The organism is Kitasatospora sp. GAS204B, from assembly GCF_029892155.1.
In the GTDB taxonomy this organism is placed as follows: Bacteria; Actinomycetota; Actinomycetes; order Streptomycetales; family Streptomycetaceae; genus Kitasatospora.
Genome location: NZ_JARZAG010000013.1, coordinates 88,050 through 107,075 on the forward strand (window position 1 = coordinate 88,050; position 19,026 = coordinate 107,075).

Annotated in this window: 18 protein-coding genes and 1 pseudogene; 7 read left to right on the forward strand and 12 right to left on the reverse strand. The window is 72.0% G+C overall.

What is annotated here, in order from left to right; all coding sequences use genetic code 11:
- Positions 1-24: 24 nt before the first annotated feature.
- The 6 genes from P3T41_RS19340 to P3T41_RS19365 all read right to left on the reverse strand — a co-directional run bounded on the left by P3T41_RS19340 (position 25) and on the right by P3T41_RS19365 (position 6,508).
- Positions 25-891: a response regulator transcription factor gene (locus tag P3T41_RS19340; RefSeq protein WP_280691203.1), complete on the reverse strand. Its 867-nt coding sequence runs from the start codon at positions 889-891 to the stop codon at positions 25-27.
- A gap of 271 nt (positions 892-1,162) precedes the next feature.
- Entirely contained in the window at positions 1,163-1,948 is a 786-nt protein-coding gene (locus tag P3T41_RS19345) for a hypothetical protein (protein ID WP_280691204.1), read from the reverse strand.
- 76 nt (positions 1,949-2,024) lie between these two features.
- On the reverse strand, positions 2,025-3,218 hold the full coding sequence (locus P3T41_RS19350; protein ID WP_280691205.1) for an ABC transporter permease: 1,194 nt from the start codon (positions 3,216-3,218) through the stop codon (positions 2,025-2,027).
- Positions 3,219-3,229: 11 nt separating this feature from the next.
- On the reverse strand, positions 3,230-4,123 hold the full coding sequence (locus P3T41_RS19355) for an ABC transporter ATP-binding protein (RefSeq protein WP_280691206.1): 894 nt from the start codon (positions 4,121-4,123) through the stop codon (positions 3,230-3,232).
- On the reverse strand, positions 4,123-5,718 hold the full coding sequence (locus tag P3T41_RS19360; RefSeq protein ID WP_280691207.1) for a biotin/lipoyl-binding protein: 1,596 nt from the start codon (positions 5,716-5,718) through the stop codon (positions 4,123-4,125). Before P3T41_RS19360 ends, P3T41_RS19355 begins: the two co-directional genes overlap by 1 nt.
- Before the next feature lie 190 nt (positions 5,719-5,908).
- Positions 5,909-6,508, reverse strand: coding sequence for a PadR family transcriptional regulator (locus P3T41_RS19365; protein ID WP_280691208.1), 600 nt, complete (start codon positions 6,506-6,508; stop codon positions 5,909-5,911).
- A 144-nt stretch (positions 6,509-6,652) separates the two neighbouring features.
- On the opposite strand from P3T41_RS19365, the gene P3T41_RS19370 reads away from it, so the two are divergent.
- From P3T41_RS19370 to P3T41_RS19380, 3 genes and pseudogenes are all read left to right on the forward strand, one after another.
- The gene (locus P3T41_RS19370) at positions 6,653-7,894 is read left to right on the forward strand and encodes an NAD(P)/FAD-dependent oxidoreductase (protein WP_280691209.1); all 1,242 of its coding nucleotides are present in this window, start codon (positions 6,653-6,655) and stop codon (positions 7,892-7,894) included.
- 212 nt (positions 7,895-8,106) lie between these two features.
- The gene (locus P3T41_RS19375) at positions 8,107-8,463 is read left to right on the forward strand and encodes a hypothetical protein (protein ID WP_280691210.1); all 357 of its coding nucleotides are present in this window, start codon (positions 8,107-8,109) and stop codon (positions 8,461-8,463) included.
- 7 nt (positions 8,464-8,470) lie between these two features.
- A pseudogene (locus tag P3T41_RS19380) lies at positions 8,471-9,307 on the forward strand (transposase); the annotation flags it as partial.
- A 72-nt stretch (positions 9,308-9,379) separates the two neighbouring features.
- Here the strand turns inward: P3T41_RS19380 and P3T41_RS19385 are convergent.
- From P3T41_RS19385 to P3T41_RS19395, 3 genes are read right to left on the reverse strand one after another with little or no spacing between them, the layout of a single operon-like run.
- Positions 9,380-11,653 carry an FtsX-like permease family protein gene (locus P3T41_RS19385; RefSeq protein ID WP_280691211.1) on the reverse strand — a complete coding sequence of 758 codons (2,274 nt, stop codon included), beginning with the start codon at positions 11,651-11,653 and terminating at the stop codon, positions 9,380-9,382.
- Positions 11,650-12,348, reverse strand: coding sequence for an ABC transporter ATP-binding protein (locus tag P3T41_RS19390; RefSeq protein ID WP_280691212.1), 699 nt, complete (start codon positions 12,346-12,348; stop codon positions 11,650-11,652). Before P3T41_RS19390 ends, P3T41_RS19385 begins: the two co-directional genes overlap by 4 nt.
- Positions 12,345-12,869: a PadR family transcriptional regulator gene (locus P3T41_RS19395; protein ID WP_280691213.1), complete on the reverse strand. Its 525-nt coding sequence runs from the start codon at positions 12,867-12,869 to the stop codon at positions 12,345-12,347. The genes P3T41_RS19390 and P3T41_RS19395 overlap by 4 nt, the downstream gene beginning before the upstream one ends.
- 141 nt (positions 12,870-13,010) lie before the next feature.
- Here P3T41_RS19395 and P3T41_RS19400 point away from each other — a divergent pair, with 141 nt between their 5' ends.
- Positions 13,011-13,406, forward strand: coding sequence for a VOC family protein (locus P3T41_RS19400; protein ID WP_280691214.1), 396 nt, complete (start codon positions 13,011-13,013; stop codon positions 13,404-13,406).
- A gap of 81 nt (positions 13,407-13,487) precedes the next feature.
- Here the strand turns inward: P3T41_RS19400 and hisC are convergent, their stop codons facing one another.
- A complete protein-coding gene (hisC, locus tag P3T41_RS19405; RefSeq protein ID WP_280691215.1) occupies positions 13,488-14,567 on the reverse strand; it encodes a histidinol-phosphate transaminase in 1,080 nt (359 codons plus the stop codon).
- Between the two features lie 363 nt (positions 14,568-14,930).
- Here hisC and P3T41_RS19410 point away from each other — a divergent pair, with 363 nt between their 5' ends.
- Positions 14,931-16,106 carry a LacI family DNA-binding transcriptional regulator gene (locus tag P3T41_RS19410; protein ID WP_280691216.1) on the forward strand — a complete coding sequence of 392 codons (1,176 nt, stop codon included), beginning with the start codon at positions 14,931-14,933 and terminating at the stop codon, positions 16,104-16,106.
- Between the two features lie 90 nt (positions 16,107-16,196).
- Complete coding sequence (locus tag P3T41_RS19415) at positions 16,197-17,384, forward strand: metallophosphoesterase (protein WP_280691217.1); 1,188 nt, start codon at positions 16,197-16,199, stop codon at positions 17,382-17,384.
- 12 nt (positions 17,385-17,396) lie between these two features.
- Here P3T41_RS19415 and P3T41_RS19420 read toward each other — a convergent pair whose 3' ends face one another.
- Positions 17,397-17,747, reverse strand: a complete 351-nt coding sequence (locus P3T41_RS19420; protein WP_280691218.1) for a YrdB family protein — start codon at positions 17,745-17,747, stop codon at positions 17,397-17,399.
- Between the two features lie 60 nt (positions 17,748-17,807).
- Here P3T41_RS19420 and P3T41_RS19425 point away from each other — a divergent pair, with 60 nt between their 5' ends.
- Positions 17,808-18,554, forward strand: a complete 747-nt coding sequence (locus P3T41_RS19425) for a GNAT family N-acetyltransferase (protein WP_280691219.1) — start codon at positions 17,808-17,810, stop codon at positions 18,552-18,554.
- A 24-nt stretch (positions 18,555-18,578) separates the two neighbouring features.
- On the opposite strand, the gene P3T41_RS19430 is transcribed toward P3T41_RS19425, so the two are convergent.
- Entirely contained in the window at positions 18,579-19,010 is a 432-nt protein-coding gene (locus tag P3T41_RS19430) for a GNAT family N-acetyltransferase (protein WP_280691220.1), read from the reverse strand.
- Positions 19,011-19,026: the final 16 nt, after the last annotated feature.

Below are 19,026 nucleotides of genomic sequence, written 5' to 3' on the forward strand. Positions count from 1 at the left end.
TTGACGCGGGCCCCACACAGCCGATCAGTCCTGCGGCTGCTGCGGCGGGCGGCGCAGCGCGTAGCCGATGCCGCGCACGGTGTGGATCAGCTTCGGCCCGTGGTCGGGGCCGGAGTCCAGCTTGCGGCGCAGGTACGAGATGTAGGACTCGACGATGCTCAGGTCGCCGCCGAAGTCGTAGGCCCAGACGTGGTCCAGGATCTGCGCCTTGGAGACCACCCGGCCGACGTTGGCCATCAGGTAGTGCAGCAGCTTGAACTCGGTCGGCGAGAGCGAGATCGGCCGGCCGTCCCGGGTGACCTCGTGGGCCAGCGGGTCGAGCGTCAGGTCGGCCACGGTGAGCCGGCCGTCCTCGGCCGGACCGCCGGCCCGGCGCAGGATCGCCCGGATCCGGGCGATCAGCTCCTCCAGGCTGAACGGCTTGGTCACGTAGTCGTCGGCGCCGGAGGCCAGGCCGTGCACCTTGTCCTCGGTGCCGTCCTTCGCGGTGAGGAAGAGCACCGGCAGGTGGTCGGCCGGGCGCGGGCGGCCCGGGCGGGCGGCCAGGCCGGCCGGATTGGCGATCTGCTGGCGGCGGGTCTGCTCGCGCAGCCGCTCGACCACGGTGAAACCGTCCAGGTCGGGCAGCATCACGTCGAGCACCACCAGGTCGGGGCGCTCCGTCGCGATCGCGGCCAGCGCCTCCTCGCCGGTGGCCGCCGACTCCACCCGGAACCCGGAGAAGCGCAGCGAGGCGGAGAGCAGCTCGCGGATGTTCGGCTCGTCGTCCACCACCAGCAGGAAGGCCTCGCCCGAGGCGCGCGCGGGCGAGGCCGGGCCGCCGGCGGCGAGTTGCGCGGGGCCGGTCGAACCGGCCTGGGCCGCGCTGCCGGACACCGTCGCTGTCGTCATAGTCCCTGTCGTCACGGGGTCCGCCTCCCGGGCGCTCTGGGCTTGTCAGCCGAGCGGATGTGATGGAGTCGGGAGGTTACGCGCACTAGATGAGAGGCGGATGAAACTCATCGATTCCTTCGAGTACGGAGGATCCAACGCGTTCAATACTCGTCAGTACGCTCATGCCCGCCGGACCGCCGGCGGCGCGGCGCTTGAGGGCACGCGCAGGCGGCCCCGGGAGCAGTCTCCCGAGGCCGCCTGACTTTTCCGTCCGTTACCCGGCGCCTGCTCAGCCGCCGGCCGTGCTGCCGCCACCACCGGCGCCAGCACCACCGGCGCCACCGCCACCGAATCCGCCGCCACCGCCGAACCCGCCGGCGCCGGTCGCACCACCCTCGGTCAGCTGCGAGGCCGAGTAGCCGCCGGAGCCGTCCGGGGTGCCGACCACGGTCACGCTCTGGCCCGGCTGAAGGTCGCCGACCTGGCCGTCCTTGGCCACCGAGACCTTGGTGGAGCTGCCGGTGGTGACCTTGACGATGTTGCCGCTGGCGTCGGTGAGGTAGACGGTGCTGCCGTCCACCAGCTTGACCGTGCCGCGGGTGAAGCCCGCACCACCCGCGCCGGCCGCACCACCACCGCCACCCGCGCCGCCGCCACCGCCGGCGGCACCCCGGCCGCCGCGGGTGCCGCCGCTCTGGCCCGCCTTCTGCAGCGCCGCCGTGATCGCCCGGCTCGCGGTGGTGGTGTTGTCACCGTGGTTCTTCTGGTACCAGGCACCGCCCGCGAAAGCCGAGGCCGCGATCACCCCGCCGGCCAGCAGCAGGGTGACCCAGGGCAGCTTGCGGCGCGGCGGGGCCGCGAGCTCCGCGGTGATGTCCCGCGCGTCCGGCGCGGTGGCCAGCAGTTCGGCGTGCGCCGCCGACTCCGCCGACAGCGCCATCCCGGCGCTGGGGGCGGCCGCGGCGGACGGCGCACCGGGCGAGTGGCCGACGGACGGGTGGCCGACGGACGGGGGCACGGCCGGCAACCGCATGGTGTCGTCGGCCCGGACCAGGTCGCTGTTGTTGGTGGGCATGGGCTCTGACTGCTCCCGCTCTGCTCGCTCGGTGATCATGACTGATCCGTGGTCGTACCGGTGGCCATCGCGCGCCTCACTCGTGCCGCAGGGCGTCGATGGGACGCAGCGAGGCGGCCCGGTTGGCCGGGTAGCTGCCGAAGAAGAGGCCGATCGCCACCGCGATCCCGAAGGCGCCGAACACCGAGGAGGGGATCACCACCGGCTTGATCCCGACCACGCTGAAGTGCGAGCCGATGATGCCCGCCGCGACGCCGAGGCCGGCGCCGAACACCGAGAGCAGGGTCGACTCGGTCAGGAACTGCCCCAGGATCACGGCCTTCGGCGCGCCCAGGGCCTTGCGGATCCCGATCTCCCGGGTCCGCTCGGTCACCGTGACCAGCATGATGTTGGTGATCCCGATCCCGCCGACCAGCAGCGAGATCGCGGCCACCGCGCCGAGCAGCACGGTGAAGGTCTGGCTGGTGCTCTCCCGGGTGCTGAGCAGCGAGGTCTGGTTGCTCACCCGGAAGTCGAGCTTGGTGGGGTCGGTCAGCGAGTGCGTCCCCATCAGGATCTGGGTGATCTCGCTCTGCGCCTGGGTGGTGGTGTCGGCCGAAGTGGCCTGCACCAGGATCTGGTTGACCGAACCGAACCCGGTGAAGGCGTTCTGCACGGTCGGCAGCGGCGCGATCACCACGTCGTCCGGGTCGGTGAACCCGGTGGCGCCCTTGGTCTGCAGCACGCCGACCACGGTCAGCGGGGTGCCGCCGAGGCTGATCGTCTTGCCCACCGGGTTCTCGGTGTCGAAGAGCTGCTGCGCGGTGGTCGAGCCGATCACCGCGACCTTGGCCGAGTTGAGCACGTCGTCGGCGCTGAAGTAGTCGCCGGAGGCGATCTTCTGGTTGGCGGTCTCGAAGTACGCCGGGTAGGTGCCGATCACCGAGCCCGGGGTGTACGAGATGTTGCCGTAGTCCGCGGTGGCGGTGGTGGTGACCACCGGGGCGACCGACTTGATGTCGGGCGCGGCGGCCGGGTTGGCCAGTGCGCGGGCGTCGTCCACGGTCAGCTTCTTGACGGTGCTGCTGGTGCGCGCGCCGCCGCCGCTGCCCGAGGTGACGGTCAGCGAGTTGGTGCCCAGCGCGGTGATCGAGTTCTTCACCGCCGTGGACGAGCCGTTGCCGACCGCCAGCAGCAGGATCACCGAGGCGACACCGATCAGCACGCCGAGCATGGTGAGCGCGGAGCGCACCTTGTTGGCGGCCAGGCCCGCGAAGGCGAAGCGGATCATCTGCCAGAGGATCACGATCGACCCCCGATCAACGCGCCGGTCTGCTGGGCCTGCTGGGCCTGCGCAGCCGCGAGCTGGCGGGCCAGCACCGGCGGCGGACCGCCGGCCGGGCCCTGCCGGACGTCGGAGGTGACCTGACCGTCCACCAGGCGGATGACCCGCTTGGCGTGGGCGGCCACCTCGTCCTCGTGGGTGATCAGCACGACCGTTCGTCCGGTCGCGTTCAGTCCGTCGATGATCGCCAGTACCTCTTCGGTGGAGCGGCTGTCCAGGTTGCCGGTCGGCTCGTCGGCCAGCAGCATCGCCGGCGCGGTGACCAGCGCACGGGCCACCGCCACCCGCTGCTGCTGCCCGCCGGACAGCTCGTTGGGCTTGTGGTCGGCGCGCTCGGACAGGCCCACCAGGGCCAGCGCCGCGAGCGCGCGCTTTCGGCGTTCGGCGGCCCGGACTCCCGCGTAGGCGAGCGGGAGTTCGACCTGGGCCAGCGCGGAGGTGCGCGGGACCAGGTTGAACGACTGGAAGATGAACCCGATCTTGCGGTTGCGGACCAGCGAGAGCTGGCTCTCGTCCAGATGCCCCACGTCGATCCCGTCCAGCAGGTAGCGCCCCGCGGTCGGGACGTCCAGGCAGCCCAGGATGTTCATCAGGGTGGACTTGCCGGAGCCCGAACTCCCCATCACGGCAACGAAGTCGCCCGGCTCGATGTCCAGGCTGACGCCCAGCGGCTCATCGGTCTGCGGGTCCCACGGACCGCACAGGGCGTGCACCGTCGCGTCGCCGTGCCCGTACGACTTGGTGAGCCGGCGGACCTGGATGACGGGCGGTGGCACCTGCTGGACGGCGGGCTCGGCGGCTTCGGCCACCGCCGAGCCGGCGGAGCGCTTCGCGCGGGCGCGGCGGGCCATCAGGCACCGCCCTTGGCGCCGCCACCGCCGCCGCCACCGAACCCGCCACCGCCGCCGCCCAAGCCGCCGCCACCGCCACGGGTGCCACCGCCGCCGCCGAAGCCGCCGGGGAAGGAACCGCTCGGGAAGCCGTTGCTGCCACCGCTGGTGGCCGAGGCCAGCTGGACCTTGTCGCCCTCGTTCAGGCCCGAGACCACCTGCACGGTGGAGTCACCCACCACGCCGACCGTGACCGAGACCCGGGAGGTGGTGCCGTCCGCCTTCACCAGCGTCGCGGTGCGGGTGGTGCCGGTGCCGGAGAGCGCCGCCGACGGCACCGAGAGGGCGTTGTCGGCCTCGCCGGTGACCACCGAGACGGTCGCGCTCAGGCCGGTGCGCAGCTGGCTGGTGTCGCCGTTGATCTGCAGCGTCGCCGCGTACTGCACCGCGCTGCCCGCCGCGCTGCCGCTGCCACCGCTCGACACCGGCAGCGAACTGACGGACAGCACCGAGGCGTTGAGCGTGGTCGAGGACTGCGCGTTGAGCGTGACGGTGGCGCCCTCGCCCTTCTTCAGCTTGAGCGAGTCGAGCTCGGAGAAGTCGGCGGTGACCTCCATCCCGGTCGGGTTGGTGATGACGATGAAGCCCGAGGGGCTGGTGGAGGTCGAGGAGCTGCCGGCCTTGCTGCTGGAGCTCGAGCTGGAGCCGGCGCCGCTGCCGGAGCCGCCCGAGCTCGGGTCGCTGCCGGTGCCGGAGACGGTGTCGCCGACCTTGTTGGAGATCGAGGCGACGGTGCCGCCGATCGAGGCGGTCAGCGTGGTGCCGGCCAGCGCCGTCTGCGCGTTGGTGACGTTGGTCTGCGCGGTGGTGACCTGCTGCTGGGCCTGGGTGAGCTGCTGCTGCGCCTGGTTCACCTGCTGCTGCGCCTGGGCGACGGCGGCCGGGTCGACCTTGGTGGTGGTGATGGTGGTCATCTGCGGGGCGGGGGCACTGTTGCCGCCACCGCTGTTGCCGCCACCGCTGTTGCCGCCACCGCCGGCGCCGCCCGCCGACGGGCTGGCCGTCGAGGAGGCGGCCGTCGGAACAGCGGTGCCGGTCGGGGCGCCGCTCGGGTTCGGGTGGGTGAAGGAGGACTGGACGACGCCTCCGCTGCCGCCGACCGGGACGCTGCTGGTCGTGGTCGTCCCCGCCTGAGCCTTCGTCAAGTTGGCCTGCGCCGTGGTGACTCCGGCCTGCGCCGTGGTCACTGCGGCCTGCGCCAGGGTCAGCGCGCCGTTCGCGGCGTCCAGCGCCTGCTGAGCGGCGGTGGTGTCGACGGTGGCCAGCACCTCGCCCTGGGTCACCGTGTCACCGACCGAGACCTTGACCGCCGTCAGCTTGCCACCGGTGAGGAAGTTGTCCCCGGCATCGGTGGGCGAGCTGAGCGAGCCGGATCCGGACACCGTGGCCAGGACCGTTCCCTTGGTCACGGTCGCGGTGCGGGCCTGCGTCTTGCTGGCGGCGGAGCTGCTGGTGCTGTTCACAGTGGTGTATGCCAGCGCGCCCCCCGCGAGGAGGGCCACGCCGAGCACTGAGTTGAGGATGACGACGCCACGCCGTCGCGGGAGGACCTTCATAGCGCACAAGAGTCGCCCGGTGCTCTTGCGAAGTTCTGGGCGCAATCTGGACGAACGCTGAGGTTCGCGCTCCGGACTATCGCCCCAAATACGGACAAACAGCCAGCGGATCAGCGCCCTTCAAAACGCCGATCACGCAAATCACAGGAAGTTCCCAGGCATCTCGGGCGCCGTCTTCACGGCCGGTCGGCTAATCCGCCGCTCCGAGCGCCATCAGCTGCTCGACCGACCAGGTGAGCCGCCCCGAGCGCAGGTCGTCGATCACCGCGCGCAGCCACTCGACCTCCGCCCGGGTCACGGCGTGCAGGTATTCGGTCTCCAGCAGGACCGCCCGGGGCAGCCCGTCCTGTCCGCCGCCGGCCAGCGTCGCCGCCAGGCCGGCCAGCTGCTCCTCGGTCGCGCGCAGCCGCCGCTCCAGCACCTCGGGGATCTCCTGCGGGTCCAGCATCACCAGGTTCGAGAGCGCGGCCGGGAACTGCGGGAACTCCTGCTTCGGCACGGCGAGCATTTCGATCAGCCACTCCCGGGCGACCACCCGCCCGGCGTCGGTGACCTCGTAGACGGTCCGCTCCGGATACGCCTGGTCCCGCTCGGTCTCCCGGACCGCGACCAGGCCGGCCTCCTGCAGCCGGTCGATCGTGCGGTAGAGGCTCGCGCGCTGGCCCACGTTGACCACCTGGTCCTTGCCCCAGGCCTTGACCAACCGCTGCAGACCGTAGGGATGCAGCGGCTTGTAGTGGAGCAGGGCCAGCACGGTCAGCGCGAGGGGGGAGCTGCGGTGGGTGGTCATGCCTCGATCCTAGCTTCGAAAGAACTAGTTGACCTGAAACTAGTTTCAGTGCAACTATCGATTCATCGGGACCCGGCGCGGCGTCGGACCCCAGCCACGGACACAGACGCAGACACAGATGCAGACACGGACACGGAGAAGCCAATGAGTACCCAGACCCGCACCGCCCTGGTGATCGGCGGCGGCATCGCCGGCCCCGTCACCGCGATGGCCCTGCGGCAGGCCGGCATCGAGGCCGCCGTCTACGAGGCCTACCCGCACTCCGCCGACAACGCCGGCGCCGGCCTGAGCCTGGCCCCCAACGGCCTCGACGCGCTGGACGCGATCGGCCTGGGCGAGCTGGTGCGGCCGCTCGGCCGGCCGATGACCGGCATCGTCCTCCAGGACTGGGCAGGCCGCCGGCTCGGCGAGTTCGGCAATCCGCCCGGAGTGCCCCCCATGCAGTTCTTCTGGCGCGCCGACCTCTACCGGGCGCTGTACCAGGAGGCCGAGCGCCGGGGCATCCGGATCGAGCACGGCAAGCGGCTGGTCGGCGCCGAGGAGAGCGAGCTGGGCGTGACGGCGCACTTCGCCGACGGGACGCGGGCCACCGCCGACGTGCTGATCGGGGCGGACGGCATCCGCTCCACCGTCCGCACGCTGATCGACCGGGCCGCACCCGGTCCCGAGTACGCCGGGCTGATCAGCTTCGGCGCCCGGGTGGACCGCGCCGAACTGCCGGACACCGGCGGCAAGATGAACATGAGCTTCGGCAAGCGGGCCTTCTTCGGCTACCAGGTCTTCGACGACGCCTCGGCCGTCTGGTTCGTCAACCTGCCGAACCGCGAGCCGATGACGGCGGCCGAGGTCCAGCGGACCCCGGCCGAGCAGTGGCTGCCGCGGCTGCGCCAGGCCTTCGCCGAGGACCGCACCCCGGCCGCCCGGCTGATCGCGGCGACCACCCCGGACCAGCTGCTGATCGTCGGCCCGGTGGAGAACATGCCGCAGGTACCCACCTGGAGCCGCGGCCGGCTGGTCCTGGTCGGGGACTCGGCGCACGCGCCCTCCTCCAGCTCCGGGCAGGGCGCCTCGCTCGCCATCGAGAGCGCGATCCAGCTGGCCCGCTGCCTGCGCGACCTGCCCCGTGAGGAGGGGTTCGCCGCCTACGAGGCGGAGCGCCGGCCGCGCGTGGAGAAGATCATCAAGGAGACCACCCGCAAGAACAGCGCCAAGGCGGCCGGGCCGGTCGGCCGGGTGCTCAACGCCTGGGCGCTGCGGGTCTTCAGCAGGCTGGTGAAGCCGGAGAAGATGACCTGGATGTTCGACTACCGGATCGACTGGGAGGCGCGGGTCGCCGGCGCTCCCAGCCGGTCCGGCACCGGCTCCCTCAACCCCGCCCTTTCATGAAGCGGGCCCTCCGACGGGTGGTCAGAAGAGTGGAAAGGCCACGGCGGCTCACCTCCCATCGGTCGGGCCGCCCGCTATAACCCACTTGGCCGTATAGGAATATCGTTCCTATACGTCTGTACGGGTGGTTCGGCTCATGCTCAAGGGGCTTTCTGGGTCTGTGCGCGTCACGCTAGAAGGGTTTCATCCCGCAAGTATCAAGGAGTTCCCTCGTGCGTCTTCGGCACTCTCTCGGCGCTGCTCTCGGCGCTCTCGCCCTCACGGCCGCTCTTCCTATGCCGGCCCACGCGGATAACGGCTACCTCGCCTACAAGTACGGCGACCCGCTCTTTCCGAAGCAGGCGAAGAACGGAACGTACCCGGACAACCTCACGATGCCGGAGGCGGTGTGCATCGAAATCCCCGAGGTCGAGAACAAGCCTCTGCAGTTCGCCTGGGCACCCAGCAACCACACCGCGAGCTACCTCTACGTCTTCACGGAGGAAGAGTGCTTGGGCGTGAAGACGAAGGTGGAGGCCGGCCAGAAGCTCGGGAGCAACGTCAAGTTCAAGTCGATCTACCAGCCGTAATGGGGCGGTGCGTCGCGGGGTGGTCTCGCAGTCCGGCGCCGTGCTGCTGGTAGAGACCTCCCGCCAGACAGGGCTGGACGCGTCGATATCGGCGGCTCTGGCGCCGTGGCGCAAGGCGCGTGCGGTCCATGACCCCGGCAAGATCCTTCTGGATGTCGCACTCGCGGCGATCCGGCGGGCGCGGGCCGAAGTCCGCGAGTGGGTCTGGCGGTTGGCCGGCGAGGCGGCCCCGGACGCGGGCGGCGAGGTGGCCGTGGACATCGACGGTGTGCTGGTCCTCGCGCACTCGGAGAAGCAGGACGCGGCCAAGACCTGGAAGAAGGCCTTCGGCCATCACCCGCTGTTCGCGTTCGTCGTCGACCACGGCCGTGAGGGGTCCGGGGAACCGGTGGCGGGCCTGCTCCGGCCGGGGAACGCGGGCAGCAACACAGCCGCCGACCACATCGAGGCGGCCCGAACGGCGCTGGCCCAGCGGCCGAACTCGGCCTGGACGCCGGCCGCGGAGTCACAAGGCGAGGTCCGCGACGGCGCCTGGGTCGCCGAACTCGCAGGCGACGTCCCCACGGGCTGGCCGAAGGGGATGCGGCTGATCGTCCGTAAGGAACGGCCGCACCCTGGCGCGCAGTTGAGCTTCACCGACGCCGACGGCATGCGGCTGACCTGCTTCGCCACCAACACCACGGGCACCCCGATCGCGTGGTTGGAGCTGCGGCACCGCCGGCGCGCCCGCGCTGAGGACCGCGGCCGCGCCGCGCTCGACCTGCTCGCCTGGATGCCCATGCTCGCCCTGACCGGCGACGCCCGCCCGTGGGAGCCCAAGCGCACGCGGCTGCGGTTGTTCTCCGCACAAAGCCCAGCCCGGACAGGCAGAAACGGCCCGCCAGCCGAGCTGACGAGCCGTCATGCAAGATCGAGGTCAATCGTTCCGTGCCGTCTGCGGCCCGGTGATCCGCCGCAGCAGCGGCAGGGTGGAGCCGATCACCCCGAGCGAGGCGGCCAGCCCCAGCAACACCAGCAGGTAGTAGGACGGGTCCGGCGCATGCAGCGAGTAGCCCAACTGGGCCTTCAGGAAGAGCTGCGCGGCCAGGAACCCCATCCCGATCGCCACCACCGCGACCACCAGCAGCGGAAGCGCGCTCTCCAGCAGCACCACCCGGCGCAGCACCCCGAGTTGCACGCCGGTCAGCCGCAGCAGGCTGAACGGGCGCTTGCGGTCGGTCAGCCCGCCGACGATGCTCACCGCGAGGCTGCAGCCTGCGATCGGCAGGCTGACCAGGATCACCACGTCGGCCAGTTGCTGGAAGCCCGACAACTGCTTGGTCATCTCGGCGCGGTCCTCAGCGATGGTGTAGGGAACGGCTTCGCTGGGGTAGGTGAGCGCGAGCAGCGTCCTGGCCTGCTCGACCGCCGCCCGCGATCCGTCCGTCGTCACCACGACGCTCAGCACCGGCAGGCCGTCGATCTGGTCGGCAGGGAACGCGGCGGCCGGCCAGCGGGCCGGCCAGCTCTTGATGAAGTCCAGCCCCAACTCGCTGAAGAACGGTGTCACCGAGGCCGCTTCGGCGCCGGCCGGGCAGGTGCTGAAGGCCGGCGTGCTGGCCAACTGCGCGCACGAGGCCAGCGCGGAGGGCGGCATCGGCCCCGGGGCCCGGGATCCGTCGATGAGCGGATCGCCCACACCGAGCGGGTTCGTGTGCAGCACCGTCACGCCCTGGACGCCCGGTATCGCGCGCAGCTGCGCCAGCACCGCGGCCGGCAGCGGGGTTTCCGGATCGGTGAAGTGCCCGGACTCGCCCTGCCCGTGGAAGAAGCCGTCGATCACCGTGGCCCGGATGGTCGGGCTGCCCTTCGGGATGCCGCGCTCAGCGGTCATCGCGGTCATGATGCCGACGGCTCCGGTGGTGACGCAGAGCGCCAGCACCAGTCCGCTGACCGCGCGGAAGGCGACCCTCGGGTCGTCGGCGAGTCGCCGCGCGGCGACCAGCACCGCGGGCCGCTGGGCCCGCCGGGCCATCAGTCGGGCGCCGGCCATGGTCAGCCATGGTCCGGCGACCACCAGCCCGCCCAGGATCAGCAGGATGCCCGGCACGAAGGCCTGGATCTGTCCGTTGGTGGTCGGCGGTCGCCGGCCGACGAAGTAGCCGAGCTCGGCGACACCCGCGGCCAGCGGGATCACCCGGTACACCCGCGGCGGGCGCGGGGTGACCCGCCGGGTGACGCCGAGCGGGGAGATCTGCACCCGGCGCAGCGCGAGCCTGGCCGCAACCGCCGCCGCCACCGGTACGCCGAGCACCACCAGCAGCACGTTCACCGCGGTCAGCGAGAGGTCGCTGGTGAAGAACGGCGTCTTGGTGAAGTTCATCCCCGCGACGACGGGCCGGATGAGGAAGAAGAGCAGGAAGCCGGCGGCGGTGCCGAGCACCGCGGCGACCGTGGACTCGACCGTGGCGATCGCCGAGATCTGCCGTGGCGTGGCACCGACCAGGCGCATCGCGGCGAAGCGCTGCTCCCGGCGGGCCGCCGCCAGCCGGGTCGCGGTGCCGATGAAGATCAGCACCGGGAAGATCAGCGCGACCGCCGACACCGAGAGGATCAGCTTCATGCTGTCGGGGTTCGCGCCGACCAGGCAGGCACCGCAGTCGCTCGGCGACAGGGACGAGATCGCGGTGATCCGGTGAGCCTCGGGATTGTCGGCGAGCTGGTCCGGGGTGTGGCCGATGATGATGATCAGCGAATCCGGGCCCGGCAGCGCCGCGTTGCCGATGGTGCCGACCTGGTGGCCGGGGTAGCGGGCGCCGAGTTCGTCGGCCGGGGTGCCGGCCAGCAGCTTGCCGAGCGCGGGCGAGACGTCGTACTCCCCGGGCCCCGGCAGGTGCGAAATGCCCGGCGGGACGGGCGAGTCCGGCCCGGTCACCGCGACGTCGACCCGCCCGATCTGCTTGCCCTGGAAGTACTCGCCCTTGATCATCCACCAGGCCGGGTCCGCCGCCTGCTTCGCCGTGGCGGGCGGCGCGCCCAGTCCGGTGTTCAGCCAGGCGTTGCGGTCGTTCTGGGTGGTGGTCGCGTTGATCGTCGCCAGCACGCTCAGCAGCAGGGCGACACCCACCCCGACCGCGCCCGCGATGACGGCCAACCTGCCGACCGCCTCCCGACCGGCCGCCAGGGTGAGCCGCAGTCCGAGCCGGATCACGAGGCCAGCCTCTCCGTCGTCAGCGAGGTCACCTTGCCGTCACGCACCACGACCTCACGGTCCGCGCAGGCGGCCACCCGGGGCTCGTGGGTGACGATCACCACGGTGGTGCCCTGCTCGCGCGCCGAGGCGACCAGCAGGTCCATCACCTGCTCACCGGTCAGCGAGTCGAGCGAGCCGGTCGGCTCGTCGGCGAAGAGCACGCCGGGCTCGGCGACCAGCGCCCTTGCCAGCGCGACCCGTTGGGCCTGACCGCCCGACAACTCTCCCGACCTGCGCCCCTGAAGGCCGTCCAGGCCGAGCCGCCCGAACCACTGCCCGGCCCGGACCAGCGCCTCGGCCCGCCGGGCGCCGCCGAGCAGCAGCGGCAGCGCGACGTTCTCCGCGGCGGTCAACTCCGGCACCAGCTGGCCGAACTGGAAGACGAACCCGAAGCGGTCCCGGCGCAGCGTGCTGCGTTCGGTCTCGCGCATGGTGTCGACCCGGCGCCCGTCGAACCGGACCTCCCCGGAGTCGGGGGTGAGGATCCCGGCCAGGCAGTGCAGCAGGGTCGACTTGCCCGAGCCGCTCGGGCCCATGATGGCGACGATCTCGCCGGCCGCCACCGCCAGGTTCGCGCCGCGCAGCGCGGGCGTCTCGCCGAAGGAGAGCGCCACGTCGCGGGCCTCGATGATGAAGTCGTCGCGCTCGCTCATGAGTTCACCTCATCGGCGAGCGCGCCGAGCCGGGCGGCGGTCTGCTCGATCCAGCGCAGGTCGGCTTCCAGGTGGAACAGCCCGTGGTCGGCGAGCAGCCGGTCCACCAGCGAACCGCCGCGCCGGATCTCGGTCAGCTCGCGCATCCGCTGCAGGTGCGCCGCGCGCTGGATGTCGAGGTAGCCCGCGGCGTCGCGGCCCAGCATCAGCGCCAGCACGACCTTCGTGAAGAGCACCGTCTGCAGGTGCGGTTCGGCATCGGCCGGTGCGCCGAGCCAGGTCTCCAGCTCGGTGGCGCCGAGGTCGGTGATCACGTACCGCTTGCGGTCCGGCCCGGTCCCGGCCTCGACCTCGCCGACCACCACCTTTCCGTCCCGGGCCAGCCGGCTGAGGGTCGAGTAGACCTGCCCGGGCGGCAGCGGCTTGCCCCGTCCGAAGTAGGTGTCGTAGTCGCGTTTGAGGTCGTAGCCGTGGCTCGGCTCGCGTTCGAGTAACCCGAGGAGGGCGAGAGGAACTGTCATACCTGAGTATCTACACTCAGTATCTAGTGGGAGTCAACACTCGGTATCTACTGACCGTCAGTCACCGATCTCTTCCGACTTCCCGCCCCCAGTGCGATGATGACGTCGCGTCAGACACTCTCCGCACCCCCAGGAGTCCCCGTGACCTCCCGCGTCCACAGCGTCACGTTCGATTGCAAGGACACCTACGTCCTCGCGAAGTTCTGGTCCCAGGTGACCGGCTGGCCGATGGGGGAGGACGACCACCCCGGCGATCCCGAGGCCGTGGTCCTGCCGCCTGCCGACAGCGGGGCGAGCCGCCTGCTGTTCATCGCGGTGCCGGAGGGCAAGACCGTCAAGAACCGGGGGCACCTGGACCTCCAGCCCCAGGACCGGAGCCGGGACGAGGAGGTCGAGCGGTTGATCGGGCTCGGCGCCACGCTGCACGAGGACCACCGGCGCCCCGACGGCACGGGTTGGGTCACCCTGCTGGACCCCGAGGGCAACGAGTTCTGCGTGGAACGCAGCGCGGCGGAGCGGGCGGCGACCGGGGGCTGAGCAGGCGGCCGCGCACATGCGAAAGCGGACCCGCCGAGGCCATGGCAGGTCCGCTTCACCGACTCAGTACCTCGGAGCTGCTCAGAGTTCCTTGCGGAACGCCTCCGCCGCCGCGAGGAACAGGTCGTTGCCGGCCACTTCGCCGATCGTCACCCGGGCGCCCTCGCCGGCGAACGGGCGCACGATCACGCCGGCGGCCGCACAGGCCGCCGCGAAGTCCATGGTCCGCTCGCCCAGCCGCAGCCAGACGAAGTTGGCCTGCGAGTCGACCACGGTCCAGCCCTGGGCGGCCAGCGCCGCAGCGACCCGGGTGCGCTCGGCGACCAGCGCCTCGACCCGGACCAGCAGCGCGTCCTCGGCGCGCAGCGAGGCGACCGCCGCGTCCTGGGCCAGCTGGCTGACGCCGAACGGGATCGCGGTCTTGCGCAGCGCGGTGGCCACCGGCTCGTGCGCGATGGCGAAGCCGACCCGCAGGCCGGCCAGGCCGTACGCCTTGGAGAAGGTGCGCAGCACGCAGACGTTGGGCCGGTCCCGGTACAGCTCGACGCCGTCCGGCACCCGCTCGTCGCGGATGAACTCGCGGTAGGCCTCGTCGACCACGACCAGGATGTCGCCGGGCACCGCGTCCAGGAAGCGCTCCAGCTCGGGGCCGTGGATCGCGACGCCGGTCGGGTTGTTCGGGTTGCAGACGAAGATCAGCCGGGTGCGCGGGGTGATCGCGGCGAGCATCGCGTCGAGGTCGTGTTCCTCGGCGGCGGTCAGCGGCACCGGCACCGGGGTGGCCCCGGCGATCTGGGTGATGATCGGGTAGGCCTCGAACGAGCGCCAGGCGAAGATCACCTCGTCGCCCGGGCCGGCCGTGGAGAGCACCAGCGACTGGGCCACGCCCACCGAGCCGGGGCCGGTGGCGATGTGCTCGGCGGGGACGCCGAAGTGCTGGGCCAGCTCGGCGGTGAGCTCGGTGACCGCCATGTCGGGGTAGCGGTTGAACGAGCCGGCGGTGGCCACCACGGCGTCCAGCACGCCGGGCAGCGGCTCGTAGGGGTTCTCGTTGGAGGAGAGCTTGAAGGCGTCGGCGCCGGCGGGCTTGCCGGGCTTGTAGGTGGGGATACCGTCCAGGCTCGGCCGAAGCCGCGGGCCCTGCGCTGCCGTACCGCTCACGGTGCTGTTCTCCTTCGTCACTGTCCGGGCCTGGCCCGGTAGGGCGGCCCGATGCCGGCGTGCGCCCCCGGCGCTCGGTTGCGCGCCGGTCGCATGCGCGGCCGCCTGTCTCCGGTCGGGTGCCCAGAACGATACCCAGCGCGCTCACCCGTGCGGGTGAGATGTCCGGCCAGGACACCAATGCGGATCAGCCATTGTGCCTCGTTCCGATGGCACATGTCAGAGGTAATCGGCCGAAATCAGACCCCGGATCCAAGGACTGAGACGAGTGGTGGACATGGAGAAACGTATCTGCGACGGATCGCCCGGGGCCTCGCACACGTGGTTCAGCGATGCGCTGACGCACCATACGATCGGTCCGCCATGACAGCAGCAGCCAATCAGAGCGGTCGGCGACCCCCCACCTCACGACGTCTGGAACGGGCCGGCATCCGGGATGTGGCAGCAGCCGCCGGAGTGTCGATCACCACCGTCTCGGACGCCCTGAACGGGAAGGGCCGCCTGCCCGACGAAACCCGCAGCCGGGTGCGCGAGGTCGCCGAGCGCCTCGGCTACCGGCCGTCCGCGGCCGCCCGGACGCTGCGCACCGGCCGGTCCGGGCTGATCGGACTGACCGTCACCACCTACGGCGAGGAACCCTTCACCTTCACCGAGTTCGCCTACTTCGCCGAGATGGCCAGGGCCGCCACCAGCGCGGCGCTCGGCCGCGGCTACGCCCTGGTGGTGCTGCCCGCCTCCTCGCGGCACGACGTGTGGAGCAACGTGGCACTGGACGGCACCGTGGTGATCGACCCGGCCGACCAGGACCCGCTGGTCAGCGAGCTGTACCGGTCCGGCGTGCCGGTGGTCAGCGACGGCAAGCCGGGCAACTGCCCGGTCACCGCCTGGGTGGACAACGACCACGAGGCCGCCGTGCTGGGCATCCTGGACCACCTGAGCGAGGCCGGCGCCCGCCGGATCGGCCTGCTCACCGGCACCAGCACCGACACCTACACCCGGCTCTCCACCGACGCCTACCTCGGCTGGTGCGAGCGGGTCGGCCAGGAGCCGGTCTACGAGGCCTACCCCGCGCACGACCCTGCCGCCGGGGCGGTCGCCGCTGACCGGCTGCTGGCCCGCCCGGACCGCCCGGACGCGGTCTACGGGCTCTTCGACCCGAACGGGACCGACCTGCTGGCCGCCGCCCGCCGCTACGGCCTGCGGGTGCCGGACGACCTGCTGCTGGTCTGCTGCAGCGAGAGCGACGTGTACGCGGGCACCGAGCCGCCGATCACCACCCTCTCGCTCAAGCCGCGCCGGATCGGGACCACCGTCGTCAACCTGCTGATCGACGCGATCGAGGGGGTCGACTCCGGCACCGGGCTGACGGCCGACGCCCCCACCGCCGGCGCCCGGCTCTTCCCGCCCCGCTACCGCACCGCCGGCACCGGTCCGCCGCCGGGCACGCTGATGCCCACCGAGCTGATCGTGCGGGCCTCCTCGCTGCGCCGCAGCCCCCGAACCACCGTCAGTGCGCCGCGCACCCCGGGCGAGGTCTGAACCGCTCGGGGACCCGGGATCGGTGCACCGCGCGGATTGGATACCCACCGGGTGAGGACGACGGGAGAGGGCTCTTCCTATGATGGGCGGATGACACCCGAGGACCGCTTCCCCGGGCCTGAGCTGCCCCAGTCAGGCCCCCGCCCGCAGCAGGACCTCGACGTGCTGCCGTACGGCTCGTACTTCGAGCCCAATCCCCCTACCGAGTACCAGGATTCACCCGGCGAGCAGGCCGGCGGGCAGGAGCCCACGTTCAGCGCCTACGGCGGGGCACGCTACCTGGAGCAGCACTGGCCGGTGGCCGGTCACCCCACTCCGCAGGCGGCGGCCTACCCCACCTTCCTCGCCACCGAACGCACCCCGCAGGCACCCGCGCAGGACGACCCGCCGACCATCGAGCTGGGCCCGCCGATCACCGAGGACAACCCGTACGCGACGCCGTACCCGCAGCCGGGCGGCGACCCGGGCCCGGTGGGCCCGCTCTACGTGGTCGGCGACGTGCACGGCTACCTGGACGAGTTGCTCGCCGCGCTGCACGAGCAGGGCCTGGTCGACGGCGAGGGGCACTGGTCGGCCGGGCGCTCGCGGATCTGGTTCCTGGGCGACTTCACCGACCGCGGTCCGGACGGGATCGGCGTGATCGACCTGGTGATGCAGCTGGCGGCCGAGGCGGCGGCGGCCGGCGGCTACTGCCGGGCCCTGATGGGCAATCACGAGCTGCTCTTCCTCGGCGCCCACCGGTACGGCGACGAGCCGGTGCAGTCCACCGCCGGGACCGCCTCCTTCCGCGCCGCCTGGCTGCTCAACGGCGGCCAGCAGCACGACCTGGAGCGGCTGCAGGGCCACCACATCAGCTGGCTCAAGCGGCTGCCCGCGATCGCGCTGGAGGACGGCCACCTGCTGCTGCACTCCGACACCACCGCCTACCTGGAGTTCGGCGACTCCATCGACGAGGTCAACGACGCGGTCCACAACCTGCTGGCCGACGAGGGCGCCGACGACTGGTGGGACGCCTTCCGCCGGTTCACCAAGCGCTTCGCCTTCCGCGGCGAGGGCGGCCCGATGGCGGCCGGCGAGCTGCTGGCCACCTACGGCGGGCACCGGGTGGTGCACGGGCACAGCCCGATCCCGTACCTCACCGGTGAGGCGAACAACGAGAGCGGCGAGCGCCCGTACGTACCGGGCCCGTACATCTACGCGGACGAGCTGGCGGTGGCGATGGACGGTGGCGTGACGATGGAGGGCCGGCTGCTGGTGGCCCGGCTGCCGGTGGACTAGCGGGGCGGCGGATCAGTCCCGGGCTCGGGCGACCGTGATGTAGGCCGTGTTCAGCACCACGACCACCGCGAAGACCAGGGCCCAGGCCGGACCCTTGACGCCGCCGAGCGCCAGCGCGGCGGTGCCGAAGACCACCGCCTTGACCAGGATCACGCCCGACACCGGCAGCTTCACCGACGCCTTGGGGGCGGCGTACCGACCCCACAGGACGGCGGCCAGCAGCGGCAGGCCGATCGCGAACAGCAGGTGGACGGCGGTGTTCGGGCCGGTCCGGTACCCCCACCAGGCGAGGAAGCCGAGCGCGGCCAACTCCAGGAAGAAGGCCAGGACATCGTTCAAGGCCCGCAGGCCATTGGTCGACATGGCCCGCACCCTACGGGAAATCCGCTTGCCCGGACGAGAGTTCCGCTGGAGTCTGACTCGATGCCGGATCTCCTCTCCCGAGTGACCACGTTCCGGGCCGACTTCGCCCGCCGGCAGGCCGCCGAGACGGTGGAGTACCCCGGCGCCGTCGCCGTCCGCGACCCGGATTTCCCCGCCTCCCACGAGCACAACCAGCTGCTGGTGCTGGGTGCCGAGGCCGACGTTCAGGCGCTCACCAGGCTCGGCCGGCAGCGGATCAGCGTGCTGGACGGGCGGCTCGGAGCCGCGCTGGCACCCGCGCTGGTGACGGCCGGCTACCAGGCGGGGCGGGAGCTGGTGATGGCCCGCTCGACCGCCGCTCAAGCACTGCCCGAGGCACCGGCACGGGAAGTCGGACCGGCCGACCTCCGGGACGCGCTGCTCCGGCAGCTACGGCGCTGGATGCCCGATCCCGGCCAGGCCGAGCTGGTGCGCCAGCTGGCCGACCGGCGACCGGTACGGCTGCGCGGGGCGGACGACGTACGGTTCCTCGCCGTGCCGGCAGCGGACGGGGAGGTGGCCGCCTGGGCCGACCTCTACCTCGACGAGCCCGCCGGGCTGGCCCAGTTGGAGGACCTGGTCACGGCCGACGACCACACCGGGCGCGGCCACGGGAACACGCTGCTGAGCACCGCGCTGGCCCGGGCCGGCGAGGCAGGCTGCGGAACGCTCTTCCTGGTCGCGGACGCCGAGGACTGGCCGCGCGAGTGGTACGCCCGGCGCGGCTTCGAGGTGATCGGGCAGAGCTGGGGCTTCGTGAAGCGGTAGTGCGGCGGTTCAGAGCTCGCGGGTTCAGAGCTCGCGGGCGAAGTGCAGGGCCACGATCGCCATCCGGCGGGCGTGGTAGAACCGGTGCGCGCCGTGGTTGGCGACCCCGGAGTCCAGCTCGACCCGCACGCAGCCGGCCCGCCGGGCCCGCTCCTCCAGCTCGGCGAGCAGCCGGGTGCCGACCCCGCCGGAGCGCGCGTCGGGGTCGGTGACCAGGTCGTCCACCAGGAGCAGCCGGCCCCGGCTGGTGGCCAGCATCCGGTGCGCCGCCACCGCCCGGCAGCGCCCGCGCGGGTCGTAGGCGGCCGTGAAGACCAGGCCCTGGGCGTGCGCCTCGGCGGCGAAGGTGGCGAACTCGGCCCGCCCGAGACCCGGCCGCAGCAGCCGGATCAGCGGGGCGACGTCGCGTTCCAACTCCACCTGGTCAGGCGTCACATCACAGACGATCAGCTCCATGGCGCACCACCTTACG